Annotated in this window: 10 protein-coding genes; all 10 read right to left on the bottom strand. The window is 39.3% G+C overall.

The features are described from left to right. Positions 1 to 3 precede the first annotated feature (3 nt). Complete coding sequence (locus tag A6M55_RS00280; RefSeq protein WP_015029057.1) at positions 4 to 1719, bottom strand: GMC oxidoreductase; 1716 nt, start codon at positions 1717 to 1719, stop codon at positions 4 to 6. 85 nt (positions 1720 to 1804) lie between these two features. Next, entirely contained in the window at positions 1805 to 2347 is a 543-nt protein-coding gene (locus A6M55_RS00275; protein ID WP_041693496.1) for a gluconate 2-dehydrogenase subunit 3 family protein, read from the bottom strand. Between the two features lie 211 nt (positions 2348 to 2558). Continuing rightward, complete coding sequence (locus A6M55_RS00270; protein ID WP_064196086.1) at positions 2559 to 3458, bottom strand: AraC family transcriptional regulator; 900 nt, start codon at positions 3456 to 3458, stop codon at positions 2559 to 2561. 3 nt (positions 3459 to 3461) lie between these two features. Beyond that, the gene (locus A6M55_RS00265) at positions 3462 to 4229 is read right to left on the bottom strand and encodes a hypothetical protein (RefSeq protein ID WP_015029054.1); all 768 of its coding nucleotides are present in this window, start codon (positions 4227 to 4229) and stop codon (positions 3462 to 3464) included. Positions 4230 to 4394: 165 nt separating this feature from the next. Further along, positions 4395 to 5387 carry an LLM class flavin-dependent oxidoreductase gene (locus A6M55_RS00260; protein ID WP_015029053.1) on the bottom strand — a complete coding sequence of 331 codons (993 nt, stop codon included), beginning with the start codon at positions 5385 to 5387 and terminating at the stop codon, positions 4395 to 4397. A 123-nt stretch (positions 5388 to 5510) separates the two neighbouring features. Next, positions 5511 to 5900 carry a hypothetical protein gene (locus A6M55_RS00255; protein ID WP_015029052.1) on the bottom strand — a complete coding sequence of 130 codons (390 nt, stop codon included), beginning with the start codon at positions 5898 to 5900 and terminating at the stop codon, positions 5511 to 5513. Positions 5901 to 6018: 118 nt separating this feature from the next. Further along, positions 6019 to 9792 (bottom strand): ThuA domain-containing protein, encoded by a 3774-nt coding sequence (locus A6M55_RS00250; protein ID WP_064196085.1) that lies wholly within the window; start codon positions 9790 to 9792, stop codon positions 6019 to 6021. 110 nt (positions 9793 to 9902) lie between these two features. Beyond that, a complete protein-coding gene (locus A6M55_RS00245) occupies positions 9903 to 11111 on the bottom strand; it encodes an MFS transporter (RefSeq protein ID WP_064196084.1) in 1209 nt (402 codons plus the stop codon). A gap of 35 nt (positions 11112 to 11146) precedes the next feature. Continuing rightward, positions 11147 to 11905 carry an SDR family NAD(P)-dependent oxidoreductase gene (locus tag A6M55_RS00240; RefSeq protein WP_082892875.1) on the bottom strand — a complete coding sequence of 253 codons (759 nt, stop codon included), beginning with the start codon at positions 11903 to 11905 and terminating at the stop codon, positions 11147 to 11149. 75 nt (positions 11906 to 11980) lie between these two features. Next, positions 11981 to 12876: ThuA domain-containing protein (locus tag A6M55_RS00235; protein WP_305953140.1), on the bottom strand; the 896-nt coding region annotated here is incomplete at its 5' end.

Genomic DNA, 12876 nt, shown 5'->3' with positions numbered 1-12876 from the left:
AAATTATAAATCTCTTTTCTTCAAAGCTTTCACGGCAAAATCAGCTGCACGAGCGGTAAGTGCCATATAGGTGATAGACGGATTTACGCACGAAGCCGAAGTCATGGCAGCACCATCAGTTACGAATACGTTTTTACAATCATGAACTTGGTTGAAAGCATTCAACACCGAAGTTTTAGGGTCACGTCCCATGCGGGCAGTTCCCATATCATGGATACCTAAACCCATGTGTGTCGGGCGGTCATAAGGCGTTACTTTCTTAAAACCAGCGGTTTCAAGCATTTCTACTGCAGAGGCAATGATGTCTTTACGCATCGCCCAATCGTTTTCTACAAATGCGGCATCGGTTACAATCATCGGAATACCCCACTTATCCTTTTTATCAGGGTCAAGGTAAATTCTATTATTTGGATTTGGTAAAATCTCCCCAAAACCACCAATACTGATAGTCCACGCACCTGGTTTGGTTAATCCTTGCTTGAAATCTGCTCCAAAACCATCGGCATTAACTCCCCTATTCCAACCTTCTCGGCTTGCTCCACCTTGATACCCAAAACCTCTCATGTAGGACGTTTGCTTATCATTACCCCAGTTTCTGAAACGTGGAATATACATGGCATTGGGGCGTTGTCCATAGACATAATCATCTTCAAATCCATCAATCATAGCCGTTGCTCCCGAACCCAATTGGTGGTCCATTAGATTTCGGCCTACTTGGTCGCTATCATTGCCAAATCCATTCTGAAAACGATTCGATTTTGAATTAAGCATCAAAGCAGCAGTATTAATTGAGCCTGCATTTAAGAAGATTATTTTAGCAAAATACTCTTCTGTAAGCATGGTGTTTTGGTTGATGATTCGTACGCCTGTCGCTCGTTTTTTCTGTTCATCGTAGATAATTTCTGCCACAATAGAATCATGCAAAACACTCAAACGATTGGTTCGCATAGCTGCTGGAATTGCTCCCGATAATGAGCTATAATACCCTCCGTACGGACAGCCTCTTTGGCATTTATTGCGATATTGGCACGAAGCACGCCCCAAAGAAGTATGAACATCTTGCGGCTGCGTAAGATTTGCTACTCGACCAACCGTAACAGGACGATTGAATTTTTCAAACATTTTATTTTTGAAATGAGCCTCAGGAGCAAATAATGGCATTGCAGGTAAAAAATGTCCATCTGGCAATACATCTAAGCCTTCTTTTTGCCCACTTACACCCACAAATTTCTCTACGTGTGTGTACCAAGGTTCTAAATCTTCATAGCGAATAGGCCAGTCGATACCGATACCTTCTTTAGCATTCGCTTCGAAATCTTGCTTATTCCAACGATATGACTGACGCCCCCAGTGCATTGATTTGCCGCCAGTATGATAGGCACGAATCCAGTCGAAGGCACGTTTTTCGATGTAAGGATTTTCCTTATCATTCGTCAAATGATTCACTACCTCTTCACTTCCAAGACCCCAAAAACGGCTATTGGCCCAACGTTCTTCGGCAGAAAGATTAGTTGTTTTGCCTCGATGCTCAATTTCCCACGGTTGTTTCATGGCTGTGTCATAGCCTTCGATGTGCTTTATTTCATGCCCACGCTCAATCATTAAGACTTTCAGTCCTCTTTCGGTTAATTCTTTTGCAGCAAAACCACCCGACATACCCGAGCCAACAACAATGGCATCGAATGTATTATTTTTATTTGCTTTTATATTTAGATTCATGATTTTCGATTGTTTATTTTAATCTATTTACGATGTTGGTTTGATTGACGATTTAGTTAGTAAATCGTTATTCTAAAATCGTAAATTAATAAGCATAAGCTTTCTGATTTGGTTTTAGCTTGATAAGTTCAAGTTTTCCTGGAATCTGTACATATTCAAACGAAGCCTTTAAACCAGCCTCCGACGTAAAATAGCCCAAAAGTGTAAGTTCTTTGATTAATCGCCAGAAAGGAGTTGTTTTTCCTGTCACTTTTTTAGTTTCCTGTTCCAATAATTTCAAAACGCCTCTTCTTTCATCCGTATTTAATTCCAAGAACTTTACTTTCTCCATTGAAGCCAAACCTTCCAAAAAACTCTGATGCTCAGGTTCTTTATAACAATCTTTCAACATCATTTCAATAAATGCAGGTACGCCAACGTCCTTCGCTCCCACAGTATCTGTTTTTGGAATGATAAGTTCGGCAATTTCGGCAACAATTTTTTGCTGAGAATCGGTTAAGCTGAAGACCGCACCGTTGATATTGGAATTTGTAGCACTTTCCCAATTATCCATTGCCATGAGTGTAGGTGCAGAGAATGCCCCACCTAACATCAAGGCTACATTTTTTATGACTTCTCGTCTGTTCATCTTACGTATATAGAATTGAATAATTTTAAGAAACAAATATATTTATTCAATTTTATATAACTGTCATATAGGTAAATTTTATTCGTGTAAAAATTACAATTAATCGCACTTTTACTGCTCGATTCTATTTTAAAAGAACATTTCTTCATAAAAATGTATACAAACAAATTTTTATGAAGAAATGCATTAGTATTTAAAAATAAGGGGGCTTTCAAAACTCCTTCCGAAACTTCACTGGGCTTAAATTTGTATGCTTTTTGAAGAAATTATTGAAATGCGTAACCTCTGAAAACCCAAGTGCAAAAGCAATTTCAGAGACATTCCAAAGGCTTTGTTTCAACATAATTTTGGCTTCTTGCAGCAGGCGTTCGGCAATGAGTTGAGATGTAGTTTTACCGCCAGTCTCTTTTACCGCTCGGTTGAGATGGTTGACGTGCACATTGAGCTGGTCGGCAAAATCTGAAGCAGTTCTTAGCTTAATTTCGGTATGATTTTCATCAATCGGAAACTGGCGTTCGAGCAATTCTGAAAACAACCAATAAATTCGCTGTGAGGCATTTATGGGCAATTGCTCTACGAGTGTCGAAGGGCGAGTTTTCATGGCGTAGTGAATCAGCTCATAAATTTGGTTGCGAATGGCATCATATTTATGAATGTATTCAGAACTGAGTTCGGTTTCGATTTTTTCGAAAATGCCAGATAAATACTCGAATTGGGTATCTTCCAATTCAAAAACGTGAGTTCCAGTTGGTTGAAAAACTTCGTACTGAATCAGATTTCCGAATTGGTTAAAAAAATTGGCATTGAAAATCACATAAAAACCCGAAACTTCGCCTTCGAGATGCTCCCATTTGTAGGGTATAAACGGATTCGAGAAAACGAGGGCTTGTTTCTCAAAAGCAAAAACTTTATCAGCATAATGAATACGGCTACTGCCTCGACAGAGCGTAACTTTAAAAAAATCACGTCGGCGATAAGGCACGGGCTTCGTGGCAGGATGTGGTAATCTGAACACATTGATATGCCCAATATCCCGACTGAGATTTTCGGGAATCCAATCGAACTTTCGTTGATAAAACTCTTCTAAGGATTCGGGGTTGTTTGTGGTCATTTCTTATAGTTTTACGTTCAAACCAATATTCCATACAATATTATCACCGGGGATATTTCCTTTAAGTTTATAAGTAAAAATCGTTGACAAATAAAAAGGCAAATTCATTTTATTGATACTAAGCATTTGGCTATAGTAGGTTCCTTGGGTTTGGTCTAAAGTTAAGTGAAATACCTGCGGAAAAAAGCCTAAATAATACTCTTTTGAAATGCCAATATGCGGAAAACGTGGTTGTAAGGAAACATAAGAACTTTTCTGAACACCGTAGTTTTTATCTAAGCCTTTTGACCCTAAAATATGTAAGCCCAAAGCAAATTTAGGCGAATAATGCCAAACAGGCACAAACTCCGCAGCCAAGAAACGTTGAGCCACCCAACGATTTTCTGTCTTTCCATTCACTACTACTTGATTTGGTCTAACTACGTAAGAAGGGTGTGCCCCCACATGCCAGCTAAAATGTTCGGTACGCTTTGGGCGGTATCTTAGCCAAAAAATATACGACCAAGGCTCTCCGTTTAATCGCCAACGAAGTTCGGGTTCAAAGAAGATATGTTTTTTACCAACTGTTAAATTGATAATTGCAGCGGGCTTGCCAAGCATCAGGTTTGGAAAAAGTGAAACACCATTGTTGGTTACCTGAATATTAGCCGAAGCTCGTAATGGTTCAGATTTTTTGAGTGAATCATTTTTCTGAGCAAAAGCCGAAAGTGTTGATAAAAAAAGTATAAATAAAACTTTCTTAAAAAGAGGAATTGATAATTGACGATTCATTTTGCAATAATAAGTTATAAAATCTACCACAAAAGTAGTGATTTGGTAGGACTGAATTAAACTATATTCAAAGTAAAACTTACGAAAATCAAACAATGAAGGGTAAATAAAAATAGCTGAGTTTTAAAAACTCAGCTATTCATAAATCAACAATTTACCTTCATTCTAATTTAAGCGTAGTGCGTCTTGCAAAATAGAAAACGATTTTAGTTTAGCATCTAAATCAAAAATATGCGAAGCCACCATTAATTCATCAATGCCTGTCTCTTCAATAAAGGCTGAAAGGTTTGCATGAAGCGTTTCTTTACTACCATAAAATGTACAAGCAAGCATATTATTGACGGCTTGTCTTACCTCAGGAATTTGATAAACTTCGGGCAGTCTATCAGCGGGCCTCAAAGGTTTACGTTTGTTGGTGATAATGCCCACAAAAAGAGTAATAAGTGTATTTAACAGAACATTGGCTTCCTCGTCGGTATCCGCACCTAAAACATTTACGCAGGCCATTACGTAAGGTTTTTCTAAAAACTCTGAAGGTTTGAAATTATTTCGATAAATCTTAATGGCTGTTCGAAATTGTGCAGGTGCAAAATGTGAAGCAAAGGCATAGGGAAGTCCCATTTCGGCGGCTAGATAGGCACTATCGGTACTCGAACCTAATATCCAAATAGGAATATTTAAACCTTCACCCGGAAATGCCCTCACACGTGCATCACGGTTTTCTTCACTAAAATAGGCTTGTAATTGCTTTACATCTTCAGGGAAATTATGGGCAGTTTCTTGATTTCTCCGCAAAGCCATTGCAGTCAGTTGGTCGGATCCTGGAGCTCTACCTAAGCCTAAATCTATGCGATTGGGGTAAATAGTTTCTAAAGTTCCAAATTGCTCGGCAATCACCAATGGACTATGGTTGGGCAACATAATTCCGCCCGATCCAACCCGAATCGTATTGGTTTTGCCAGCCACATGGCCAATCAAAACCGATGTTGCCGAACTCGCAATATTTTCCATATTATGATGTTCGGCCATCCAAATACGTTGATAACCTAAAGTTTCTACGTACTTGGCTATTGCTACTGTATTTGAAATAGCGTTTTGGTGGGTTCCTCCTTCTACTACTGTGGCGAGTTCTAAAACTGATAATGGTATTTTTGTCATTCGGTACAATTACTTTCTAATAAAACCTTTAGCCGATTTAGAAAGTTTCTCAAAGTACTTTTTCATGTAAAAACAAAAGAGCGGTCCAATGACCGCTCCTTTATCTACTAAAATTTCTAATACTTATTTTACTCTAACAGCTTTGGCATCAAACATGCCCATTAGCTGACCTTTCAGGTTATTATCATCTACTTTTTCGAAAGGAATGTTTAAATCATAACCACTTGCCGAGAAATAGATTGTCATTTTTCCATCCGCTTCTTCCACATTAGTCATCGGATTTGCCGCCGCTGTTGGTTCTGCAGGGTTAGTCATTTCGCCTACTAACTTGCCATCTTTACGAGTAATTGTAGCGACAAATTTAGCATCACCTTGCGGAGTGCCTAAAATTGTTACCTCCCATTTGCCTACATAAAAATCAGTTACTGGAGCAGCAGCGGCAGCAGTCTGAGCAAATGTATTGAAGGAAAGACCCATTACGAAAAGAACGATGATTAAGCTTAGTTTTTTCATTTTATTTAATTTTTAAATTGTTACAAAAGCCATTGTCAGTGAGGACACTGACAATGTTAACTATGTGTTGCCTGTGTAGACACAGGCAATGGCTACAAGAAAAATACAAAATCGTAAATTACTTCACTCTACTTCCTTTTACCTCAATCATTCCCATGAGTTTGCCTTTGATGTTATCGGCATCTTCTTTGGTGAGTTCCATATTGAGATTCATACCGTTGGCAGAGAATGATAATTTGATTTTTTCGCCATCTATTTCTTCTACTTTCTCGAAAGCTTGGCTTCCCATTTGTTGAGAAATCATTTTTCCCGAAAGCACGCCATTATTTCTTTCAATCACCATTTCAATTGAAACATCTCCTGCTGGTGTACCAATCATTTTGGTTGCCCATTTTCCTACAAAGAAATCATTGGCGGCAGAGGTTTCTACTTTCACAGGTTCTTTCAATGAGCTTTCGTAAACCATCTTAAATTCAAGACCCATCACTACCATTAGCGACCCTTCAGCTTTAGGATTCGAGAAAATCACACAAACATCTTGAGGTTTTCCATCAAGATTATTTGGTAGATTAAGAGGTACAGAAACCATTTTTGGCGTAAAGTCCATTTTATCTGAAGGTTCTAAGAAAGCCGAACGTCCGAGGAATGGTCCAGTTGGACTACCTAAACGTACTTCAACGGCTCCACCAGCTGCATTTAGCTGTGGTTTTGGAGCAGTAGCCGCCACTTGAATTTCAGAAACGCCTGTCAAATCAACTTGTTTCAAAATCATATAAGCACCTGATTTTGAAGGAATTGCCAAGTTATTTCCACCAAAAGCCATTTTGTTGATATCTACATACTCATCAAATCCGTGAGGGTCGAGTTTCGAGTTTCTCAATACAAAACTTTGCTCTGACTTCAATGCTGGTAGGCCATTAGCACCTTGGTCTTCGTAAGCTGCACGCACAATATACACACCCTTATTTTTATCAGAAGCTGGGGCTTTTGTTGTGAATGAACCTTTTACTGGCAATGAAGATTTTGGTTTTTCGTTGGCGATATTCAAGATATATTTTACCATTTCAGAGGCATCGGCCGTCGAAATTTGTGGGTGAGCCGCCATAGCTGTTTCGCCCCAAACACCACTTCCACCCGAAATAATTTTCTTAGTTAAAGTTTCGAGAGCTTTGTTATCTCCTTTATACTTTAATGAAACTTCACGATAAGCTGGCCCGATAGATTTTGAATCTTTTTTGTGGCAAGCCATACAGTCGCTACCTTCAATCAATTTCTTACCTGTGGCATACGCTGCACTTGCATCAGCCGAACGATGACCCATCGCAATCATATTTTTATCATAACCTTCTGCTAAATAATCAATATTTACAGCTACGTTTTCTGCCGAAATTCCATTATTCAATTCTCCATCTTCTTTGTCTTTTACCTTGATTTCATAATCGAATGATTTATTGGCAATGTAAAAACTCTTATTGGCTTTTGGCATATCAAGGCTCAATACTGGTGGCTCATTTCCTGCCGTAATCTCCATTGATTGCGTATTGATGCCACCTTTACCATCATCAACTGTAAGTGTTGCTTTATATACACCTGCTTTAGTAAGTGTTAGGTTGGCATCTTGTGCAGGAATTACCTTCACGAAGCCATTTTTAGAAGTAACCTTCCAAGTATATTTCAGCACATCACCATCGGCATCAGTTGTGCCTTTAGCAGTAAGTTTAAGGTTGAAAGGAATAGCTCCGCCCATTTGGTTGGCCGCTACTTGGATTTGTGGCTTACGATTTCCGCCATTGTATTCGATACGAATTAGGCGAGCATCATCATTGGCCGTAAACCAGCCACTACCGTATTCAAGCATGTATAAATCACCATTATCGGCAAATTCCATATCCATCGGATTGCTGAATTTGTAGCTTGGCATAAAACGCTCCATTGAGGCATAATTTCCATCTTTATCGAAACTTACGGCCATTATCCAACCACGCATCCACTCGTAGATAAAATGTTTACCATCATAATATTTCGGGAATGCTCTATTCGCTGTCGCAAAGTCGTCTTTATAATAAACTGGACCTGACATTGGATTACAACCACCCGCTCCAAGCAACGGAAACTCTTGACTATTCCCATAAGAATACCAAATCATCGCTCCTTTTGCTTCGGGTAATTGAATCAAACCAGTGTTGTTTGGCGAAGTATTCATCGGTTTCAGATAATCCCATTTAGCACCAGAAGTATTGGTCGCAAAATCAAATTTATTGTAAGCTTTATTATCGCCCACAAAATGAGGCCAACCATAGTTTCCAGCCGCTGAGGCTTGTCCAAACTCACAAGTTCCTGCTGCACCACGATTCGGGTCTGCTTTTGAAGCATCGGGCCCCACATCTCCCCAATATAATTTTCCAGTTCTTTTATCAACCGAAATTCTGTAAGGGTTGCGGTGTCCCATCGTATAAATTTCTGGGCGAGTTTTTTCCATTCCTTTCGGGAAAAGATTTCCTTCTGGAATAGTATAAGTGCCATCTGGCTGCGGTTTAATTCTTAGAATTTTACCACGTAAATCGTTGGTATTCGCCGAAGATTTTTGAGCATCCCAAGGGCTTCTACCTGGGCGTTCATCGCTTGGGCTATAGCCATTCGAGGCGTGAGGATTAGTGTTATCTCCCGTAGAAAGGAACAAATTTCCTGATTTATCCCAATCAATCGAACCACCCGTGTGACAACATTCTTCACGTTGGGTTTCTACTTTGAGCATTTCTTTTTCCGACTCTAAAACCAACTCATCACCTTTCATTGTAAATCTTGAAAGAACGTTATAAGAGCCTTTTGTAGAAGAATAGAATAGATAAATCCATTGATTTTGGGCAAATTTCGGGTCTTTATTTAAGCCCAAAAGGCCATCTTCTGCTACTGATTCTTTACCTTCACGGTTGACATATTTCAAACTTACTGGAAGTTTTGCGATGGTTTTTAAGGTCTTAGTTTTGTTGTTATAAAGTCTTACTTCACCTTTTCTTTGAATGAAAAGTACACGGTCTTTATCCAAAACTGTTAATTCTACTGGCTCGTCGAGCTTTTCTTCTAAAACCACTTTTGTAAAACGATTTTCTTCTGGACGAGCCTTCGAGAAATCTAATGGTTTTGGTGTTTCACCACCTGCTGCGTATTTGATACCAGCCCAAAGATGATTTAAGAAAAGTGACTCCGAGAAAGTTTCGTCGGTGTGCCCCATTGCGGTATAAAACGAACGACCACCGTTAAATTCTTGGTACCAGCTAATGGGATGGTCGGCTCCATTTTTGCCTCCTTGATAAGATTTTTCATCAATTTTTACAACTACATTGATTTTTGGAGAAATATCTTTAAAGCTATAAAACTCATCCGAACGCTCAAACTCGTCGGGCATTCCTGCGGTTAGTTCGTTCTTTTTCGTTACATAAAACTTACCTTTTTGCACATTGTTTGGCATTGGGTGGTCGAGAAACCATGCACCAGCCAATTGATTATACCAAGGCCAATCGTACTCGGTATCGGTGGCGGCGTGAATACCCACATAGCCCCCACCTGCTTGAATATATCGCTCAAACGAACTTTGTTGTTCGTTATTCAAAATATCACCCGTTGTATTTAAAAAGATAACGGCATTGAATTTTTTCAGATTTGCTTCCGTAAATTGGCTTGCATCTTCTGTAAAACTTACCCCAAAACCTTTATCTCTCGACATTTTTTCTAAAGCCTTCTTTCCAGCTTCGATAGATTGATGGCGAAACGCAGCCGTTTTGCTAAAAACCAATACATTGAGTTTGGTTTGTGCAAACAGAGAATTGACCAAAAACAACATAAAAACCGACTTCAAAAGCCCTTTTATGATTGTTGTACGCTGTTTTTTCATGTAATTGAAATTAGATTTGTTTGATTATTTTTTTGATTTGTTTCACGTTTGTGGATACGTTGTTTGTAGAGACGTTACATGTAACGTCTCTAGCAATGTTAATCAATATTCTATGATTCTGTATAATTCAAATCCTTATGGAATGTTTCTTCTAAATTGCTAAGGCCCCAAAAAGCCAACAAAATAGCCACCACTCCTACCGCCATTGCCGAATTTACCGTACCGATATATGGATTCAGAAACTCAAAAAGTAATGTTTGCGGAATAACCGTTGCACGGAGGATATTTAATGAAGAAGTCGTAACGGTAGCTCTGATGTTTGTGCCATATTGCTCGGCAGCAAGCGTAAGCAAAACAATCGAATAGCCTACGCAAAAGCCCAAAAACAAAATCAAACCTTTATAAATCAAAGCAGATTGATTACCCACAACAAAGAACACAATAGCAGCTAAGGCATAAAGCGATAAATATAAGCGAATGGCTTTTTTACGACTTTGGAAATACTGACTCACGAAGCCACCCGTTAAATCCCCGAAGGTTAGTCCCAAAAAGTAATAAATGACCACCTCTGAAACAGTCGGAGCTTGCGTCATTCCCCAAGCTTTGGCAATTTCGGGCGTGAAAGTCATCACTACTCCGTTGACATACCAAACAGGAAAGCCTAACACACAAATACTAATGTATTTTTTGATATAATCTTTGTTTTTGAAAAGCAATCGCAAATCTCCTCTGTTGCTGGTTTTTCCTTTCATTTCGTTGAAAAGTCCAGACTCAAGCACTCCCAAACGAAGAATCAACAACACAAAACCCAAACCTCCACCTAATTGATAAGTAAATTGCCAAGAATATTTACCTCCGATGAATGCTCCGAAAATTGCCCCTAACATTCCACAACCACCGATAATTGCAGGGCCAATTCCTCTGAATTTTTGAGGCATTTGTTCGGTTACGAGCGTGATAGCGGCACCTAATTCGCCTGCCAAACCAATTCCTGCTAAAAATCTTAATAATAAATATATTTCAAAATTGGGAGCATAGGCATTGGCAAAAGTGGCGGAGGAATACAAAATGATTGAGCCAAAAAGAACTGATAATCGACCCATTTTATCTCCGATAATTCCCCAAATAAAACCTCCGAGAAGCATACCTGCCATCTGTATATTGATAAGCCAAACTCCTTTGGAAAGCAAATCAGCTTCGGCTACACCCATAGCCAAAAGACTGGGTTTTCTGACGACGCTCAAAATCATGATGTCGTATAAATCAACAAAAAAGCCCAAAGCTGAGGCAATAATAGCTAACCAAATATGTCGTTTCATTTTTCGATTTTGTTTTATGACACGCTGATTTTTAATTAATTTCTCAAACTCGGTAAACCAACTCCTGCTGCATCGAAACCACCATCGGCACAAAGAATTTGCCCGTTAATATAGCTTGCTTGCTCGCTACACAAGAAATAAACGGCATTCGAGATTTCTTCGGTTGTGCCATAGCGAGCCAACGGAATCGCATCAGCATAAGACGTACGAATATCAGCACTATGTACTAATTTAGCCATTTCGGTTTCTACTGGGCCTGGGGCAACTGCATTAGCACGCACACCCAAATTACCATATTCAACCGCTTGTTGTTTGGTTAGGTGCATGATGGCCGCCTTGCTTGTGCCATACGCAATGCGTAAGGTACTGGCACGAACACCCGATATACTGGCAATATTTACGATGCTACCTTGTCCTGCAACTAAAGCCGCTAAACAAGCCTGACTACACAGAAACGTGCCGTTTAGGTTTACGCCCATTACCGCACTCCAATCATCATAACTAACTTCTTGGGCGGGTTTAAAAATGGCAATTCCTGCATTATTGACAAGGGCATGAACCTTCGAAAATTGAGCCGTAATTTGTGCAAATGTTTCGCTAACTGACTGATGATTAGACACATCGCAGTTGAAAAATGAAAAGCCTTCTTGACCTTTTAAATTTTCTTCACATTTGACTAATTCAGCCGCATCTATGTCGAGAATCACGGCATGATACCCTTCTCTATTAAACCTTTTGGCTATTTCTAAACCGATTCCTCGGGCGGCTCCTGTTATTACGGCTGTTTTTGTCATGTTATGAATATATATTATTTTTCGATTGTAGAGACAGGGCATGCCCTGTCTCTACGACAACCACAACAACGATAATTATTTTATCGTCCAATTGATACCATTTTCAATCAATTTTACAAAATTTGGGTCTGTCCAAACCGATTCATCATGGCCCATCGAAGTATAGAATGTTTTACCTTTTCCGATTTGCTTACACCAGGCTACTGGGTGGTCTTTGCCCATTCCGAAATTTTTATCGCTCGCCAAAATAGGTACATTCCCATTAGGAATGATAGTTTCGCCATTAATTGTAAATAAAATATTAAAGCCCTTTTTGCGTGGATTTTCAAAAAATACATACCATTCATCGGTATGACTCCAAGGCTGTGGAATCTGAGCAGTTATCGAACTGTCGGCTTGGGCATCAACCAAAACATCCGTTTTTTGAAACTGCGGTTTGAGTGGATGGTGCGAAAACTCCGCACCCAACAAATTATTTACATACCAAGGCCATTCGTGCGAATTATCACCTGCACCATGAATTCCGATTAGGTTTCCGCCATTTTCTACGTATTGCTCTAAAGCTTTTTGTTGCTCATCATTCAAAACTCTACCCGTTGAATTATTAAAAATAACTGTCTTGAATTTTGATAATTGTTCGGCATTAAATACGCCACCTTCTTCAGTTTCGTAAAGAAACCAGCCATTTTTCTTTGCCAAATCGGCAATGATTGGTTTTGAGGCATCAATTGAGCCACTGTGACGAAATCCGGTTGTTTTTGAAAATAGCAAGATTGCCGGCCTGTCGTTAGGGAAATCAATTTTAGGAGTTTCTGTCTCATAAGAAACGGGGAAACCGTGTTTTACTTTATAAACAAATACGGCCATAGCACCACCTAACAGGACGATGAGTCCTAAAACAGACCACAGGAGAATCTTAATGAGCTTTCTCATACTAACAGGCTGATATAGAAGTGAAAAATTATTTCTGA

It is taken from the genome of Emticicia sp. MM, assembly GCF_001649495.1.
Note: the sequence above shows the minus strand (reverse complement) of the source record. Positions and strands in the feature narration are given on the sequence as shown.